Source organism: Streptomyces pratensis, from assembly GCF_016804005.1.
GTDB classification, from domain to species: Bacteria; Actinomycetota; Actinomycetes; order Streptomycetales; family Streptomycetaceae; genus Streptomyces; species Streptomyces pratensis_A.
Genome location: NZ_CP051486.1, coordinates 1,854,823 through 1,872,530, shown reverse-complemented (window position 1 = coordinate 1,872,530; position 17,708 = coordinate 1,854,823). Strand labels below are relative to the sequence as shown.

Sequence of the window (17,708 nt, the reverse complement as noted above, 5' to 3'; positions counted from 1 at the left end):
TCGCCCGAACCTGTGTACGTGTGTGTGTCCATTACGCAGGTCTAAGACTGCCATGCTCACGTCCCACGGCCTGCATCGGCACCGGGATCCCGGGCCGTGCCCCGCGAAGTGCCTCCATCGTCCGCCGGGCGCCGGGGCCCACGACCGCGGCCCACTCCTGCGGGGCATCCGCCAGCCACCGGGTGACGAGGTCCGCGAACCCGGGGACGTCACGGGCGAGTTCGGCGAGCCCCCGGTCGAAGCGGGCCGCTCCCTCGGGCGTGCGCGCGAGGAGCGTCCCGGTGCGGTGCACCAGAGCCCGTGTGCGGGCCTCCGGACGGCGTCCGGACCCTGTCGCGGCGGCCCGCAGCAGGGCGTCGAGGACGTCCGGGTCCCGGCCGGTGTCCTGCTCGAACTCCAGCAGCACCTCCAGGAGCTCGGCCCGCAGCGGTCTCGACGCGGGGCTTCCCCCGCCGGCGAGCATCCGTGCCAGCGCGGCGCGTACGGGCGGTGGGGCGGGCCGGTCACGGAGCAGCCCTGTCATCAGGGGAAGCAGCAGCGCCCGGGCGGCCGGGCTGTGCTCCAGCCTGAGGTCCACATAGGCGGCGGTCTGTGCCCCGGCGTCCTCGCCGGGGCGGCTGCGGCCGCAGCCGTCGACGTAGTGGCGTACGAGGCCGGGGGCGTGCAGTGCCAGCACGGGGGTGTCCAGCGAGGCCAGTTCCCGCAGGACGTCGTCGGCGGGCTCCCCGGGCAGCGAGAGGCGGGCACGCAGCGCTGCGAGTACCGGCTCGGGGTGCTCGGGGAACACCTCCGTGAGAAGGGTCACCGGCAGTCGCGGGTCTCCGGCGGCGAAGACCCTCAAGGCCTGCGGCAGGTAGCGGCCTCCTGTCCCCGGATCCCGTACGAGCACGGTGAGCGCCTGGGCGTGCAGGACCGCGTCGTCCGGCCGGGCCAGCAGGGTGAGCATCGCCCCGCGCAGCAGGGCCCGGTCGGAGCCGGAGAGGGCGCGGGCCGCCGCGAGCGTGGCGTGGACGGCAGCCGCCGCCCGCCGGGCCGGCCTCTCCTCGTCGCGCGCCCACCGGTCGACAGCCCTGCAGAGGGCGGTCGGCTCGTCCTCGGCGAGGGTGGCGAGCAGTTCGGCGGCGCGCGGGTGGGCGGTGTCGGCAAGTGCCTCGGTCAGGTCGTCGACGGCGAGGTCCCTGCGGGCGTACAGGAGGGCCTGCGCCGCGGCGGCCACGGTGGGCCGCATCGGCACCCCCTCCTCGGCGGGCAGCGGGCTTTCGTCGGTGAACCAGCGGCACAGCAGCGCCTGCACGGTCCTGGGCCGGGCGGCCAGGCGCTGGGACACGGCGTCCAGATACCGTTCGCCCCCGTCCGTGCGGGGGGCGCCGTCGGCGGGCAGCAGACGGCGCAGCAGGTCGATGCGGTCGGCCTCGGGCAGCCGGATCCGGCACCAGAACCACGGCCCGAACTCGGCGTAGGGGCCGAGCGCGGCCGGACCGCCGCCGGACAGGGAACGCCGGGTGATCCGCCCGGCGAGTACGCGCAGCACCCCGAGGCAGGGCCTGGCGTCCGGGACCCTGAGCAGGCTCTCGCGGAGCAGGTGGGCCGCCCACCAGGCCGCGTCGGTGAGCCGCTTCTCCGCGCCGGTCCCGGACGGCAGACGGTCCATCGCCTCGATCAGGTCCGCCATCCGGTGGGCCAGCGCGGCGTGACCCTGACGCCGCTCCAGCAGGAGCATCGCCTGGAGCACCGGGCCGATGCGGTGGCGCGGCACGGGGAGGTTGCGGGGTTCCGCCGGGTCGCGCGGGGCGGGTGCGGGCGCCTCGGACGCCCCGTCGGCGTGCCAGCGGTGGACCAGCGAGTGCAGGGCCGCGTCCAGGTCGAGGTGGGCACCCTGTACCCAGTCGCCCAGCTCCTCGTGGGCGAAGCGGTATCCCGCGCCTGCGGGGACCAGCAGCCCCTCGGTGAGGACCGCCGAGGCCCACCCGGTGCGCCAGGGGAAGATCTCCTCGAACGCTGCCCTGTCCAGCTCACCCTGTCCCGGCCCGAGGCAGCGCCTGGCGGCCTCGTGGACCTGGCCGGCCACCTTCGCCGCGAGTCGGCGGACCGCCGTGCCCCGGAGCCGTGGTTCGGCCTGGGCCCCGATGCGGACCGCGATCCGGACACAGGTGAGGTCCAGATGGGCGGCGAAGACCTCCTCGGTGCCGGGCCTGCCGGGCACGTCGGGGGGCAGCGCCGCCCGTACCTCGGCGAGCAGACGCAGGGTGAGGGGGTGCCGGTCGTGGCCGGGCGCGAGGGTGCCGGGCGGGATGCCGTACCGCTCCCGCGCCCGCTCGGCCTGCTCCGAGGTGAGGTCGCCGAGGCGGACGGCGGACGGCAGGCCGACGGCCGGCCGCTCCGGCCGGTGCAGGGCACCCGGCGGGTACAGCGCGCCAGCGGTCTCCCAGTGTTCCGGGCGGCAGGCGACGACCATCCGCGCCTCGTGGGCCAGGAGCCACCCGGCTGTCGCCCCGGCCCACGCTGCGAACCGGTGGGCCAGCAGAGGAGGCATCTCCTCCGGCCCGTCCACGACGACGAGCAGGGGGTTCCCGGAGGCCGCGGCGAGCCCGGCCACACGCTCGGGGGTGGCGGTCTCCATGTCGCCCCGGGCCCCGGCAGCGGTGACGATCCTCCCGGAGCGCTGCAACGCCCGGGTCATCGCGTCGGTGACCGCGGTGTCGTCGGCCTGCAGATCGGCTCCGCGCAGCCAGAGCGTGAGGGCGGGCACCGCCCCACGGGCCCGGCGGGCGGCCAGGGCGGCGAGCTCTGTGGTGCGGCCGGTCCCGGGGGCGCCGACCAGGCCGAGGACGGGCCCCGCCCCGGTCTCGAAGGCGGTGAACTCCGCGCTGATGTCCGGACGTTCGACGGCGTCGGTTCCGCAGGGGCGGCCGTCGGCGTGGCCGAGCGAGGTGGCGGTCAGCTGCAGTGCCCCGGCGAGGTTGAGGTCGCAGCCGTAACCCGGGACTCCGCTCGCGTTGCGCCGGAGCACTTCGGCCAGCGGCTCCGGGACGTCCTGGGGGGTCAGCGGCACCGCCAGGCCGGCGGTCTCGCGCCCGGCACTCAGCGCCGTCGAGAGCACCCCGAGGACGGCGCCGGTGCGAGGGTCCGTCACGGGCCCGCCGACCGCGGCTCCGCCGGAGCGCAGCGCGTCCCGCCCGTCCGTGCCGAGGGCGAGCTCCAGCGCCTCGCTCACGGGGTGGTCGCGTCCGCCCTCCGAGTACGTCGCCGGAGTCGTCCCGAGCACCCGGGCCTCGCGCCAGCCGTGGGCGGCGATCCGCACGTAGGCACCCGTGCCGATCTCCTCGCGTACGGCGATGGGAAGGGGCTCGACCCCCAGCGCCTCGGGGCCACCGGTGCGGAGCAGCGCGAGACCGAGAGCGGGCAGCGCGGTGATGTCGTCGGGACCGACCGGGCAGCTGCGGCCGTCGGCGGCGTACAGGGTCAGGGGCACCGGGCGTGCGACGGTCTGATGGCTGGTGACGACCGTGCCGCGGTCGTCCGCGACGAATCCCGTTCCCCGCGGCCGGCCGGCCTGATCGCAGATCCTGACAAGTTTCGACCGGTCCCCGCTGCCCATGGTCAGACGGTAGATCCCCGGCGGCGGACACCGGAAACGCAGAGGGCGAAAGAGCCCCCCTCACACCCCTCAGTCACTCCGAGCGCCCGCCCGTTGGGGTGAACAAGGGAGTTCTCGTGGACAGGGATGGTCGTGGGAGGGGGATCGTGGAGCGGGCGCGCACCCGGGGGGCTGCCCGCTCCACGATGGACTGACGCGTGCGGAGGTCCTCGTCAGGCGAAGACGGCGAGGCTCTTGGCCTTGCCCTTCTGCTCCTCGACCAGCACCAGGAACGCCCCGTCGGGCCCGAAGACCCCGACCGGTCCCGGCGGGTACGACGGCATGTCCAGCCGTACACCGTTCAGAAGCAGCTTGGCGCGCTTCTCGTCCACGTCCCAGCGCGGGAAGGCCGACGCGGCGGCCTCGGCCACCGGCATCACGGTCAGCTCCTGCTGGTGCTGGTCGAGGGTGCGGGCCGCGTCGATGCCGTACGGTCCGACGCGGGTGCGCCGCAGCGCGGTCAGGTGCCCGCCGACGCCGAGCCCGGCCCCGAGGTCACGCGCCAGCGCGCGGATGTACGTACCCGAGGAGCAGACGACGGAGACGACCAGGTCGACGACCGGGGTACCGTCCTCCGCGACCGCCTCGCGGACGTCGTAGACGCGGAAGGACGAGATGGTCACCGGGCGTGCCGGGATCTCGAACTCCTCGCCACCGCGCACCCGGGCGTAGGACCGCTTGCCGTCGATCTTGATGGCGCTGACCTTGGACGGCACCTGCATGATCGCGCCGCTCAGTGCGGCGACCCCTGCGTCGATGCCCTCGCGTGTCACTCCGGAGGCATCGGTGGACGAGGTGATCTCGCCCTCCGCGTCGTCGGTGACGGTGTCCTGGCCGAGCCGGATGGTCCCCAGGTACTCCTTCTCGGTCAGCGCGAGGTGGCCGAGCAGTTTGGTCGCCCTCTCGACGCCGAGTACGAGGACACCGGTCGCCATGGGGTCCAGGGTGCCTGCGTGGCCGACCCGCCGGGTGCGGGCGATGCCGCGCATCTTGGCCACGACGTCGTGCGAAGTGAAGCCGGACGGCTTGTCGACGATGACAAGGCCGTCCGGCGTTTTGTTCTGCGTCATGCGGAAGGTGAGCCCTCGCCGTTCTCGTCCTCGTCCTCCGGCTTGCGGTACGGGTCCGCGTCACCGGCGTACGTGGCTCCCGATGAGGCCTCGCGGACCTTGGCGTCCGAGGCACGTGCCCGGTCGAGCAGGTCCTCGATCGCCTTGGCGTTGTCCGGCAGGGCGTCGGCCACGAAGGCCAGGGTCGGGGTGAACTTGGTCCCCGCCGCCGCACCGACCGCGGAGCGCAGGATGCCCTTGGCGCTCTCCAGCCCGGCTGCCGCGCTGGCCCGCTCCTCGTCGTCGCCGTAGACCGTGTAGAAGACCGTGGCCTCCCGCAGGTCGCCGGTGACACGGGTGTCCGTGATGGTCACGTGCGTGCCCAGACGCGGGTCCTTGATGCCGCGCTGCAGTTTCTCGGCGACCACCACCTGGATGAGGTCCGCCAGCTTCTTCGCCCGCGCGTTGTCGGCCACTGGTCCGTCTCCTTCTTAAGCCTTGCTCAATCGTCTTCGTCGCTGTGCAGCCGCCGCCGTACGGACAGCAGCTCCACTTCCGGCCGGCCCGCGATCATGCGTTCGCACCGGTCGAGTACGTCTGTGAGGTGCCCGGTGTCCCCGGAGACCATGGCAAGGCCGATCTCGGCCCTGCGGTAGAGGTCCTGCCCGCCCGTCTCCGCGACACTCACCGCGAACTTGCGGTGGAGCTCGGCGACGATCGGGCGGACGATGGAGCGCTTCTCCTTCAGCGACCGTACGTCGCCGAGGAGCAGATCGAAGGACAGAGTCCCCACGTACATGTATGTCCGGATGTCCCGCCGGTTCGGGGTCGCGCCCCGCCATCGCTTGGCGGGGACACCAGAACCGTACACGGAACGGCCGGGGCCGATCGACGGAAATACGACCCGTCGACCGGCCCCGACTGTGGAGGAGGGCCCGGGGGGCTCCCCCGGGAATCCCCGTTGATCAGCCTCGCGGCTTCTCGCGCATCTCGTACGTCGCGATGACGTCGTCGATCTTGATGTCGTTGAAGTTTCCGAGGTTGATACCGCCCTCGAAGCCTTCGCGGATCTCGGTGACGTCGTCCTTGAAGCGACGCAGACCGGAGATGTTGAGGTTCTCCGCGATGACCTTGCCATCGCGCAGCAGGCGCGCCTTGGTGTTGCGCTTGACCTCGCCGGAGCGGACCAGCACACCGGCGATGTTGCCCAGCTTGGACGAGCGGAAGATCTCGCGGATCTCCGCCTTGCCGAGCTCGACCTCTTCGTACTCCGGCTTGAGCATGCCCTTGAGGGCCGCTTCGATCTCTTCGATCGCCTGGTAGATGACCGAGTAGTACCGGACGTCCACGCCCTCGCGCTCGGCCATCTGCTCGGCACGCCCTGCGGCGCGCACGTTGAAGCCGATCACGATGGCGTCGGAGCCGGTCGCCAGGTTGATGTCCGACTCGGTGACCGCACCCACACCGCGGTGCAGGACCCGGATGTCGACCTCTTCGCCGACGTCGAGCTGGAGCAGCGAGGACTCGAGAGCCTCCACCGAACCGGACGCGTCGCCCTTGATGATGAGGTTGAGCTCCTGGACCAGACCGGCCTTGAGCGCCTCGTCCAGGTTCTCCAGGGAGAACCGGACACCCTTGCGGGCGAAGTTGGCGTTGCGCTCACGGGCGGCACGCTTCTCGGCGATCTGACGGGCCGTACGGTCCTCGTCGACCACCAGGAAGTTGTCGCCGGCACCCGGGACGTTGGTGAGACCCAGGACCAGGACGGGGGTCGAGGGACCCGCTTCCTGGACGTTGTTGCCGTTGTCGTCGAGCATCGCCCGGACACGGCCGTACGCGTCGCCGACGACCATCGTGTCGCCGATGCGCAGCGTTCCGCGCTGGACGAGGACGGTCGAGACGGCACCGCGGCCGCGGTCGAGGTGGGACTCGATCGCAATACCCTGCGCGTCCTGCTCCGGGTTGGCCCGCAGGTCGAGCGAGGCGTCGGCGGTGAGGACGACGGCCTCCAGCAGTGCCTCGATGTTGAGGCCCTGCTTGGCGGAGATGTCGACGAACATCGTGTCGCCGCCGTACTCCTCGGCCACCAGACCGAACTCGGTGAGCTGACCGCGCACCTTGGTCGGGTCGGCACCCTCGACGTCGATCTTGTTGACCGCGACCACGATCGGCACCTCGGCCGCCTTGGCGTGGTTCAGCGCCTCGATCGTCTGGGGCATCACACCGTCGTTCGCCGCCACCACGAGGATCGCGATGTCGGTGGACTTCGCACCACGTGCACGCATGGCGGTGAACGCCTCGTGACCCGGGGTGTCGATGAAGGTGATACGGCGGTCCTCGCCGTTGACCTCGGAGGAGACCTGGTACGCACCGATGTGCTGCGTGATACCGCCGGCCTCGCCCGCGACGACGTTCGTCTTGCGGATCGCGTCCAGCAGCCTGGTCTTACCGTGGTCGACGTGACCCATGACGGTCACGACCGGCGGACGGGAGACCAGAGCCTCTTCGCCGCCCTCGTCCTCACCGAACTCGATGTCGAAGGACTCGAGCAGCTCGCGGTCCTCCTCCTCCGGGCTGACGATCTCGAGGACGTAGTTCATCTCGTCCGCGAGGAGCTTCAGCGTCTCGTCGGAGACGGACTGCGTGGCGGTGACCATCTCGCCGAGGTTCATCATCACGGCGACGAGCGACGCCGGGTTGGCGTTGATCTTCTCCGCGAAGTCGGTCAGGGACGCACCGCGCGACAGCCGGACAGCCTGCCCGTTGCCGCGAGGCAGCATGACGCCGCCCACCGACGGGGCCTGCATGGCCTCGTACTCCTGGCGCCTCTGACGCTTCGACTTGCGGCCACGACGCGCGGGACCACCGGGACGGCCGAACGCACCCTGCGTGCCACCACGGGCACCCGGGCCGCCGGGACGTCCACCGAAGCCGGGACGACCGCCGAAGCCGCCGCCACCACCGGGACGGCCTGCGCCGCCACCGCCACCGGGACCACCGGGACGGCCGGCGAAACCGCCGCCGCCACCACCGGGACCGGCCGGACGGCCTGCGAAGCCGCCGCCACCGGGACGACCGCCGCCGCCACCGGGACGGGCACCGCCGCCACCGGGACCACGGCCACCGCCGCCGGGACCACCGCCGGGACGCGGGCCCGCAGCGGGACGCTGCGGCATCATGCCGGGGTTCGGACGGTTACCCGAGGGCGCACCGCCCGGACGGGGAGCCTGCGGACGGGGCATGCCGCCCGGAGAGGGACGTGCACCACCCTGGCCCTGGGGGCGCGGGGCGCCACCGGGACCACCCTGCGGGCGCGGGGCGCCGGGGCGCTCCTGACCGCCGCCGGGGCGCGGGGCACCGCCGGGACGGGGCGCCTGGGGGCGCGCCATGCCGGTGGAGCCGCCGGAGGTGAAGGGGTTGTTGCCCGGACGGGGGCCGGCCGGACGTGCGCCGCCCGGACGCGGTGCGCCCTGACCGGCGGGACGTGCGGGGCGGTCTCCGCCGCGCTCGCCGCCACGCTGGCCGCCGTCACGCTGGCCCCCGTCGCGCTGACCGCCGGCCGGAGCCGGACGGGCGGGGCGGGGGCCGGGGGTGGCACCCGCGGGACGCGGGGCCTGGGGCTGCTGCTGCGGCGCGGCCGGCTGCTGGGCCGGAGCCGGAGCCGAGAACTCCGCGGCGGGCACCGGGGTGACCGGGGCGGGCTTCGGCGCGGGCTTGGGACCCGGACGGGGTCCCCCGGACTGCGCCGCCGGCGCGGAGGGCGCCGCGGGGGTGCTGCTCGCCGGGGTCTCCGCGGCGGCCGGCTTGGGGGCCGGGGCGCCGGGCTTCGGGGCAGCGGGACGTGCCGCAGCGGCCGGTGAGGGCGCTGCGGGCTTCGCGGGGGCGGCCTTGCGAGGCGCGCCAGGCTTTGCAGCGGACTTGCCGGCGTTGCCGCCGGGACCCTGCAGTGCGTCAGTCAATTTGCGTACAACCGGCGCCTCGATCGTCGAGGACGCCGAACGGACGAATTCACCGAGTTCTTGGAGCTTGGCCATGACGACCTTGCTCTCCACGCCGAACTCCTTGGCGAGTTCGTATACCCGGACCTTAGCCACTTCGCTCCTTTTAGGTCCGGGTTACCGCCGGACCGTCGCTACTTCATGGGCGTACTCATCGCGTACTCATCGAGTGCTCATCGCAATCTCGACCTACTTCCAACTCGCGAGGTACCTGACCGCACGGGGACCCGTGCCGTTCACTTTCTTACGGTGCCACCCGCTCGACGAACCGCTGCAGTGCCGCGGAATCGAACGGCCCCTTGGCCTTGAAGGCCCGGGGGAAGGCCCGGCGGCGAACCGCCAGGTCCAGACAGACGGAGGCGGGGTGAACATACGCACCCCGGCCGGGCAGCGTACCGCGTGGATCAGGGACAACTTCACCCTCGCCCACCACGATGCGCAGCAGCTCGCTCTTGGCCGCTCGCTCCCGGCATCCCACACAGGTTCGCTCGGGGCAAGCGCGGGCGTGCGTCCGGCCAGACACGGCTAAGTCTACCTCCCCGCACCGACCTCACCCCCGGGGGGCAAGAATCGAACGGATGTTGTCGTGATCTCAGCGCCGTGGCGCCTGGATCTATTCCTTCCGATGCCGGTCCGGGCCGCCTGGGCGGCCCGGACGCGGGCACGGTGTCAGCCGCGCGCGGAACGTTCCCGGGCGCGCTCGGCACGCTCGCGGTCGGCGATGTCCCGCTCGGCACCCGTCTCGGTGTCCGGCCGGATGTCGATCCGCCAGCCGGTGAGCCGGGCGGCGAGGCGGGCGTTCTGGCCCTCCTTGCCGATCGCCAGCGACAGCTGGTAGTCGGGCACGGTCACCCGTGCGGAGCGGGTTCCGAGGTCCACGACCTCGACCTCGCTCACCCGCGCGGGTGACAGCGCGTTGGCGACCATCTCGGCGGGGTCGTCCGACCAGTCGACGATGTCGATCTTCTCGCCGTGCAGCTCGGCCATGACGTTGCGCACACGGCTGCCCATCGGGCCGATGCAGGCGCCCTTCGGGTTGAGGCCGGCCCGGGTGGAGCGTACGGCGATCTTGGTGCGGTGGCCCGCCTCACGCGCGATGGCCTCGATGACGACCGACCCGTCCGCGATCTCCGGGACCTCCAGCGCGAAGAGCTTCTTCACGAGGTTCGGGTGGGTGCGCGAGAGCGTCACGGACGGCCCGCGCACACCCTTGGCGACCCGTACGACGTACGTACGCAGCCGGAGGCCGTGGGTGTACTCCTCGCCCGGCACCTGCTCCTGCACGGGCAGGATGGCTTCCAGCTTGCCGATGTCGACCAGGACGTTCTTCGGGTCCTTGCCCTGCTGGACCAGGCCCGTGACGACGTCACCCTCATGGCCCGCGTACTCACCGAACGTCCTGTCGTCCTCGGCGTCGCGCAGCCGCTGCAGGATGACCTGCTTGGCGGTGGTCGCGGCGATACGGCCGAAGCCGGACGGCGTGTCGTCGAACTCCTTGGGCTCCTGGCCCTCCTCGAGCTCGGCCGGGTCGTCCTTCGCCCACACCGTGACGTGACCGCCGGCGTCCAGCTCGACGCGCGCACGGCGGTGACTGCCCTCGGTGCGGTGGTACGCGATGAGGAGGGCCGACTCGATGGCCCCGACGAGCACGTCGAAGGGGATCTCCTTGTCCTGCGCCAAGCCCTTCAGAAGCTTCACATCGATGTCCACGGCTACGCCTCCTCTTCCTTCTTGTCCTTGCGGTTGAATTCGATCTCCACGCGCGCCTTGGCGATCTCGTCGAAGGCGACACGGCGCGACGTGGGCTTGCGGCCCTTGACGCCCGGCACTTCCAGATCGAGTCCCTCGTCGTCCACCCCGAGGATGCGGGCCACCAGCTCGCCGCCCTCACCCAGGGTGAGGCTGACCAGCCGGCCGGTGGCGCGTACGTAATGGCGGTGCTCGGTCAACGGGCGGTCGGCGCCCGGAGAGCTCACTTCGAGGACGTACTCGCCCTCACCCATGGCGTCCGTCTCGTCCAGCGTCTCGGAGATGCTGCGGCTGAGTTCCGCGCAGGTGTCGAGCTCCACGCCGTCCTCGGAATCCACGATGACCCTCAGCACCCGGCGGCGGCCCGCCCGGGACACCTCGATCTCCTCGAGGTCCAGCTCCTTGGCGCCGACGAGCGGCTCCAGCAGTTCGCGCAGCCTGTCGCTCTGGGTGGTGCTCATCCGGGTGACTCCTCGGCCGCGTGTGCTGTTGTGGGGATCGTCGCGTGTCAGGTCAAAGGGTATCCGGTCCGCGGGGGTGTTGCCGTCCGCCTCCCGCCCGGCCGCGGGTACTCTCACCTTCGGTGATCACTTCAGGTCAGAAACTGTCATAAACCAGGCTGAAGGAGACAAGTGCGCCGCACGGGGACGACGCGCAGGAGTGCGCTCACCGCTACGGGAGCATTCGCCCTGGGTGCGGTACTGACGGGCTGCGGGGAGCCGGAGACGCGAACGGGTCCTGGGGGTACGGACGCCCGGGCCGCATCTCTCCGGACAGGTGCACTGCGGGCGGCGGCCGCCCGTGACAGTGCCTCACTGCTCTCCCGCTACGAACAGGTCGCGGCCGCCCACCCGGTGACCGAGCCCGGGCTCGCGCCGCTGGGGGCCACGGTGCGGGAACACCTCGCGGCGCTGGGCGGCCGGGCGAAGGCTCCGAGCGGCTCCCCGGCCCCGCCGGCTGCCGCCGCCGGGGCGCGGGCGGCCCTGAGCGGACTGGCGGCCGAGGAGCGCCGGGTGGCCGACGCCCGCGCTGCGGCCCTGCTGTCCGCCGAACCGGAACTGGCCAGGCTGCTGGCCTCGATCGCCGCGGCCGGTGCGGCCCACGCGTATCTGCTGACCGAACTGGCCAAGGAGACCCCGGCATGAGACACGAGGCCGGCAAGGACGACACGGAGGGCACGCTGCGGGCAGCGCAGGCCGCGCTCGCGGCCGAGCACGCCGCGGTGTACGGATACGGCGCGCTGGGCGGCCGTCTGGACGGCGGGCGCCGCGGCGACGCGACGGCCGCCCACGACGCCCACCGGGCCCGGCGCGACGCGCTCACGCGGACGGTCCGCGACCTGGGCGGGACGCCGGTGGCGGCCCACGCGGCGTACGCTCTGCCCTTCGCGGTACGGGACCCGGCGACCGCTATGCGGCTCGCCGCCGTCCTGGAGGACCGGATCGCGGGTGTGTACTCCGATCTCGTACGGGCCGCCGGGGGGCCGCTGCGGCAGGACGCCTCGGGCGCGCTCCGGGAGGCCGCGGTGCGTGCGGTGCGCTGGCGCGGCACCGGCGTAGCCTTTCCTGGGCTCGCCGAGAAGACCGCCCCGCCGGACGGCACGGCGGAGGCCGGCGCCGCGGGTGTCACGCACTGAGCAACTGAGCAGGCTCTGAAAGGGAACAAGGCACGTATGGGTTTCGAACCGCCGCAGCGTCTGGTGCGAGCGCTCGGCGAGACGTACGGGGACGCGGCTGCCGCCGAGTGGCTCGGACAGCTCCCCGCGCTCACCGACGAGGCGCTGTCCGCGCACTCGGTATCCCTCGACCGGGTGTGCGCCCCCGGCGGGCGCAGCAGCCTCGTCCTCCTGGTGCACCGGGCGGACGGCACACCCGGCGTGCTGAAGATCGCGCCTCCCGGGGCCGCTCCGGCGCTCGAGCGGGCGGCGCTCGCGCACTGGAACGGCTGGGGCGCCGTCGAGCTCCTGGCCGTTCCGGACACCGCGGTGCCCGATGAGGCCGTCCTGCTCGAACGGCTGCACCACGAGGTCTCCCTGCGGTCGCTGCCCGAGGCGAAGGCCCTGCTGGAGGCCGCCGGCACGGTGCGGCGGCTGTGGGTCGGACCGCCGGCCGGGCACGCCTTCGAGACCGTCGCGGAGCGGACCGCCCGGCAGGTGGAGCCCATGCGGGCGGCCGCCGCACGGGATCCCGCGCTCGAACCGCTGGTCTCGGCGGCTCTCGCCGCGCGCGAGGAGCTGGTCCAGGACCCGCCCGAACTCTTCCTGCTGCACGGCAACTTCCGGCAGAGCAAGGTCCTGTCGGGTGAGCGCGCGCCCTGGCTGGCCGTCGGTCCGGAGCCGCTGACCGGCGAGCGCGCGTACGACCTGGCGCGCCTGGTGCGGGACCGGGTCGAGGACCTGATCGCCTCGCCGGGCGGTGCCGTGACGGCCCGTCGCCGGGTCAAGAAGCTCGCCGAGTCCCTGGAGGTCGACCAGGCGCGGCTGCGCGGCTGGACGCTGTTCCGGGCCGTCGAGTCCGGCACGCGTGCGCTGACGGCGGGGCGCACGCAGGACGGCGAGCTGTCGCTGGAGTTCGCGGGCTGGCTGTAGCGATACGCGGAGGGCCCCGCGCGGCGCGCGGGGCCCTCCGTTCCGTCCGGCCGGTCAGCCCTGCTCGGTCAGACGGGCGATCGCCTCGTCGACGGTGAGTTCCTCGCGCTCGCCCGTGCGACGGTCCTTCAGCTCCAGGACGCCCTCGGCCGAACGACGGCCGGCGACGAGGATCTTCGGGATGCCGATGAGCTCGGAGTCGGTGAACTTCACGCCGGGCGAGATTCCCGGGCGGTCGTCGACCAGGACGCGCAGGCCGGCGGCGTTGAGGTTCTCGGAGACGTCGAGGGCCAGCTCGGTCTGGAGCGCCTTGCCGGCGGCGACGACGTGCACGTCGGCCGGGGCGATCTCGCGGGGCCAGCAGAGGCCCTTGTCGTCGGCCGTCTGCTCGGCGAGGGCGGCCACGGCGCGGGAGACGCCGATTCCGTACGAGCCCATCGTGACGCGTACCGGCTTGCCCTGCTGGCCGAGGACGTCGAGGGAGAAGATGTCGGCGTACTTGCGTCCGAGCTGGAAGATGTGGCCGATCTCGATGGCCCGGTCCACCTGGAGGCCGGTGCCGCAGTTGGGGCAGGGGTCGCCCGCCTCGACGACGACGACGTCGAGGTGGTCGTCGACCTCGAAGTCGCGGCCCGCGACGACGTTCTTCGCGTGCTTGCCCTCCTTGTTGGCGCCCGTGATCCAAGCGGTGCCGGCGGCGACGCGGGGGTCGGCGATGTAGCGGACCTTCTCCAGGCCCTGCGGGCCGACGTAGCCGCGCACCAGGTCGGGGCGGCCGACGAAGTCCTCGGCGGTGACGAGCTCGACGACTGCGGGCGCGAGGTGCTCCCCGAGCTTGCCGAGGTCCACCTCGCGGTCGCCGGGCACACCCACGGCCACGATCTCGCCGTCGACCTTGACCAGGAGGTTCTTCAGGGTGGCCGAGGCCGGCACGCCGAGGTGGGCCGCGAGGGACTCGATGGTCGGGGTGTCGGGGGTGTCCAGCTCCTCGACGGGGCCGGCCACGGAGGCGTCGGCGACGGTCGTGACCTTGTACGTCACGGCCTCGGTGTTGGCGGCGTAGTCGCAGTTCGGGCAGTCGACGAAGGTGTCCTCGCCGGCGGGCGCGGGGGCGAGGAACTCCTCGGAGGCGGAGCCGCCCATGGCGCCGGAGACGGCGGAGACGATGCGGTGGTCGAGGCCGAGCCGCTCGAAGATCCGGATGTACGCGGCGCGGTGCAGCTGGTACGCCTCGGCCAGACCCTCGTCGGTGGTGTCGAAGGAGTAGGAGTCCTTCATCTGGAACTCGCGTCCGCGCAGCACACCGGCGCGGGGGCGGGCCTCGTCGCGGTACTTGGTCTGGATCTGGTAGAGGATCACGGGCAGGTCCTTGTAGGACGAGCACATGTCCTTGACGATCTGGGTGAAGATCTCCTCGTGGGTGGGGCCGAGGAGGTAGTCGGCACCCTTGCGGTCGTTGAGCCGGAACAGCAGGTCGCCGTACTCGTCGTACCGCCCGCTCGCCTCGTACGGCTCCTTGGGAAGCAGCGCGGGGAGGAGGACCTCCTGGCCACCGATGGCGTCCATCTCCTCGCGGACGACGCGGGTGATGTTCTCCAGGACCTTCTTGCCGAGCGGCAGCCAGGACCAGATGCCGGCCGCGGTGCGGCGTACGTAACCGGCGCGGACGAGGAGCTTGTGGTTGAGCGTCTCGGCGTCCGCCGGGTCGTCGCGCAGTGTCTTGATCATCAATCGGGACATGCGCTGGACCTGGGCCATGATGAACTCCTGCTCGGAAGGGTGGTGAGCCCGAGGTTAGCCGGGGGGCCCTCGCGGGCGGAAATCGATTGCCGGGACCTACCGGGGCGTGGGGGGCCACAGGTCCTGGCCGCGGCGCAGCGGCAGGGGCGCGCCCATCACCGCGTACGGCTTCGGCGCGCTCGGGAAGAGCACCTGCCGGGCCAGGTCCTGGTAGCCCAGGGCGCGGTAGAGACCGCGGGCGGGGCTCTCGGTGTCGATCGCGGAGAGGATGGAGCGGGGCAGGTCGACGGCGTCCGTGATGGTGGTGATCAGGCTGCGGCCGATGCCGCGCTGCTGGAACCCCGGATGGACGTGGAGTTCGGTGATCACGAAGGAGTCGTCGAGCCAGCCCTCCGATCCGGTGGCGCGCAGATAGGGTTCGACGACGGTGGACCACCAGTGCGTCCGGTTGTTCGGCAGCCCGTAGACGAATCCGACGAGCCGTCCGTCGGCGGCGGTGGCGCCGAAGGCACGGGCCTGCGGGTGGTCGAGGTGCCGCAGCACGATATGGCGGCGTACGTCGATCTCGTCCTGGGTGAGGCCGAAGGCGAGGGCCTGCACGGTGAGGGCCTCGTCGACGCGGGCGGCGAGGTCGAGCGGTCCGACCACGATGTCGGGGGTCCCGGAGCCCCTGGGGGACGTGGGGGTTGCTGCTGCCATGCGGGGAACCCTACTGTCCGTGCCGCCGGGTCAGAACAGCACGCTCATGAACGCGCCCGTCTCACGGAAGCCGACGCGGCTGTACGCCCTGCGCGCGGCGGTGTTGTAGTCGTTCACGTACAGGCTGACGACCGGGGCCACGTCGCTGAGCGCGTGGCGCAGAACGGCCGCCATGCCCGTTTCGGACAGGCCCCGGCCCCGGGCCTCGGGGGCCACCCAGACGCCCTGGATCTGGCAGGCGTGGGGAGTTGCCGCGCCGATCTCCGCCTTGAAGATGACCTTGCCGTCCTCTATGCGGGCGAAGGACCGGCCGGTGGTGATCAGTTCGGCGACCCGCGCCTGGTAGAGGAGCCCGCCGTCGCCGGCCAGGGGGGAGATGCCCACCTCCTCGGTGAACATGGCGACGCAGGCCGGCATGAGGACGTCCATCTCCTCCTTGCGGACCCTGCGCACGAGCGGGTCGGGCGCCACCTCGGACGAGGGGCGGTCGGCGACCATGAGCGGCTGGTGGGGGCGGACCTCACGGGCCGGGCCCCAGCTCGGTTCGAGGAGGCGCCACAACTGGGCCGTGGGTCCGGCCGGTCCGACGATCGAGGAGCAGCGGCGGCCTGCCCGCCGGGCGCGGTCGGCGAAGGCCCTGACGGCCTCGGGGGTGGCGCAGATGGGCACCAGGTTGGCACCGGAGTAGCAGAGCGAGCGCAGTCGGCCGTCGGCGTACCAGCCCCACATCTCGCCGCCGAGACGCCAGGGGTCGAGGCCGGCGATCTGGACGCGGGAGGTGACGAACGCGTTGTCCACGGGTTCGCTCTCGAGGATGGCGAGCGCGGCGGGGAGCTCGCCGGGGTCGAGGACCCGGGTAGTGGTCTGCGTCAACACTGGGGCCTCACCAAACGGTCTACTGATTGTCCGCACTGTAACCGACAAGGCTGTGGGGTGCCGCCCCGCAGGGGGAACGGTCTCGGGCGTGGGAACACGGCTGTGCCCCGCAGGACGAGGCCTGCGGGGCACGGAGAGACCGGGGGAAGCTCAGCCCGCGATGGAGACCTGGGGCTCGCCCGAGGCGATACCGTCCTTCTCCATCTGTTCCGCGATCTTCATGGCCTCCTCGATGAGGGTCTCCACGATCTTCGACTCCGGGACGGTCTTGATGACCTCGCCCTTCACGAAGATCTGTCCCTTGCCGTTGCCGGACGCCACGCCCAGGTCCGCCTCACGGGCCTCGCCGGGACCGTTGACGACACAGCCCATCACGGCGACCCGCAGCGGGACCTCCATGCCCTCCAGGCCGGCGCTCACCTGGTCCGCCAGCTTGTACACGTCCACCTGCGCGCGACCGCACGACGGGCACGAGACGATCTCGAGGCGGCGCTGCTTCAGATTCAGCGCCTCGAGGATCTGCAGCCCGACCTTGACCTCCTCCGCCGGAGGAGCGGACAGCGACACCCGGATCGTGTCCCCGATCCCCTCGGAGAGCAGCGCGCCGAACGCCACCGCGGACTTGATCGTCCCCTGGAAGGCCGGACCGGCCTCCGTCACACCGAGGTGCAGCGGGTAGTCCGACTGTGCGGCGAGCTGGCGGTAGGCGTTCACCATGACGACCGGGTCGTTGTGCTTGACCGAGATCTTGATGTCGCGGAAGCCGTGCTCCTCGAAGAGTGACGCCTCCCACAGAGCCGACTCCACGAGCGCCTCGGGCGTCGCCTTGCCGTACTTCTTCAGGAGCCGTGCGTCCAGGGAGCCAGCGTTCACGCCGATGCGGATCGGGGTGCCCGCGTCCCCGGCCGCCTTCGCGATCTCCTTGACCTTGTCGTCGAACTGCTTGATGTTGCCCGGGTTCACCCGGACCGCGGCGCAGCCCGCGTCGATCGCCGCGAACACGTACTTCGGCTGGAAGTGGATGTCCGCGATCACCGGGATCTGCGACTTCCTCGCGATCGTCGACAGCGCGTCGGCGTCGTCCTGGGTGGGACACGCCACCCGCACGATCTGGCAGCCCGACGCCGTCAGCTCCGCGATCTGCTGCAGCGTCGCCCCGATGTCAGATGTACGCGTAGTCGTCATGGACTGCACCGACACCGGTGCGTCCCCGCCGACCGCGACCGTGCCGACCTGGATCTGGCGGCTGACCCGTCGGTCGGCGAGCTTGGTCGGAACGGCCGGCATTCCGAGAGAAATCGCAGTCATGCGCTGAGCATCCCCAAGGTGTGGATCAGTGTGGATCGAGGTCCCGAGAACGGCGGGCTCCAGGC

At 72.3% G+C, this 17,708-nt stretch carries 15 protein-coding genes; 3 read left to right on the top strand and 12 right to left on the bottom strand.

Annotated features, from left to right (window positions below):
* Positions 1-31: 31 nt before the first annotated feature.
* The 8 genes from HED23_RS08370 to rimP form a co-directional block, all read right to left on the bottom strand.
* Positions 32-3,598 (bottom strand): trypsin-like peptidase domain-containing protein, encoded by a 3,567-nt coding sequence (locus HED23_RS08370; protein WP_203182773.1) that lies wholly within the window; start codon positions 3,596-3,598, stop codon positions 32-34.
* Between the two features lie 212 nt (positions 3,599-3,810).
* Entirely contained in the window at positions 3,811-4,707 is an 897-nt protein-coding gene (truB, locus tag HED23_RS08365; RefSeq protein ID WP_203182772.1) for a tRNA pseudouridine(55) synthase TruB, read from the bottom strand.
* Positions 4,704-5,162 (bottom strand): 30S ribosome-binding factor RbfA, encoded by a 459-nt coding sequence (gene rbfA, locus HED23_RS08360; RefSeq protein WP_104789492.1) that lies wholly within the window; start codon positions 5,160-5,162, stop codon positions 4,704-4,706. Before rbfA ends, truB begins: the two co-directional genes overlap by 4 nt.
* A gap of 26 nt (positions 5,163-5,188) precedes the next feature.
* The gene (locus HED23_RS08355; protein WP_203182771.1) at positions 5,189-5,485 is read right to left on the bottom strand and encodes a DUF503 domain-containing protein; all 297 of its coding nucleotides are present in this window, start codon (positions 5,483-5,485) and stop codon (positions 5,189-5,191) included.
* Between the two features lie 166 nt (positions 5,486-5,651).
* A complete protein-coding gene (gene infB, locus HED23_RS08350) occupies positions 5,652-8,780 on the bottom strand; it encodes a translation initiation factor IF-2 (RefSeq protein WP_203182770.1) in 3,129 nt (1,042 codons plus the stop codon).
* Positions 8,781-8,928: 148 nt separating this feature from the next.
* Positions 8,929-9,207, bottom strand: coding sequence for a YlxR family protein (locus HED23_RS08345; RefSeq protein ID WP_203182769.1), 279 nt, complete (start codon positions 9,205-9,207; stop codon positions 8,929-8,931).
* Positions 9,208-9,353: 146 nt separating this feature from the next.
* Positions 9,354-10,394 (bottom strand): transcription termination factor NusA, encoded by a 1,041-nt coding sequence (gene nusA / locus HED23_RS08340; protein ID WP_203182768.1) that lies wholly within the window; start codon positions 10,392-10,394, stop codon positions 9,354-9,356.
* A gap of 2 nt (positions 10,395-10,396) precedes the next feature.
* Entirely contained in the window at positions 10,397-10,894 is a 498-nt protein-coding gene (rimP, locus tag HED23_RS08335) for a ribosome maturation factor RimP (RefSeq protein ID WP_203182767.1), read from the bottom strand.
* A gap of 171 nt (positions 10,895-11,065) precedes the next feature.
* Between rimP and HED23_RS08330 the strand changes: the two genes are divergently transcribed.
* The 3 genes from HED23_RS08330 to HED23_RS08320 are packed head-to-tail and all read left to right on the top strand — an operon-like array spanning position 11,066 to position 13,020.
* Entirely contained in the window at positions 11,066-11,578 is a 513-nt protein-coding gene (locus HED23_RS08330; protein WP_203182766.1) for a hypothetical protein, read from the top strand.
* The gene (locus HED23_RS08325; protein ID WP_203182765.1) at positions 11,575-12,069 is read left to right on the top strand and encodes a ferritin-like domain-containing protein; all 495 of its coding nucleotides are present in this window, start codon (positions 11,575-11,577) and stop codon (positions 12,067-12,069) included. Before HED23_RS08330 ends, HED23_RS08325 begins: the two co-directional genes overlap by 4 nt.
* A 36-nt stretch (positions 12,070-12,105) precedes the next feature.
* Positions 12,106-13,020, top strand: a complete 915-nt coding sequence (locus HED23_RS08320; protein ID WP_203182764.1) for an aminoglycoside phosphotransferase family protein — start codon at positions 12,106-12,108, stop codon at positions 13,018-13,020.
* A gap of 54 nt (positions 13,021-13,074) precedes the next feature.
* On the opposite strand, the gene HED23_RS08315 is transcribed toward HED23_RS08320, so the two are convergent.
* The 4 genes from HED23_RS08315 to ispG all read right to left on the bottom strand — a co-directional run bounded on the left by HED23_RS08315 (position 13,075) and on the right by ispG (position 17,643).
* A complete protein-coding gene (locus HED23_RS08315) occupies positions 13,075-14,778 on the bottom strand; it encodes a proline--tRNA ligase (protein ID WP_203182763.1) in 1,704 nt (567 codons plus the stop codon).
* A 78-nt stretch (positions 14,779-14,856) separates the two neighbouring features.
* Positions 14,857-15,459, bottom strand: coding sequence for a GNAT family N-acetyltransferase (locus tag HED23_RS08310; protein ID WP_203182762.1), 603 nt, complete (start codon positions 15,457-15,459; stop codon positions 14,857-14,859).
* 30 nt (positions 15,460-15,489) lie between these two features.
* A complete protein-coding gene (locus tag HED23_RS08305; protein ID WP_203182761.1) occupies positions 15,490-16,335 on the bottom strand; it encodes a DUF4081 domain-containing GNAT family N-acetyltransferase in 846 nt (281 codons plus the stop codon).
* Between the two features lie 150 nt (positions 16,336-16,485).
* The gene (ispG, locus tag HED23_RS08300; RefSeq protein WP_203182760.1) at positions 16,486-17,643 is read right to left on the bottom strand and encodes a flavodoxin-dependent (E)-4-hydroxy-3-methylbut-2-enyl-diphosphate synthase; all 1,158 of its coding nucleotides are present in this window, start codon (positions 17,641-17,643) and stop codon (positions 16,486-16,488) included.
* Positions 17,644-17,708: the final 65 nt, after the last annotated feature.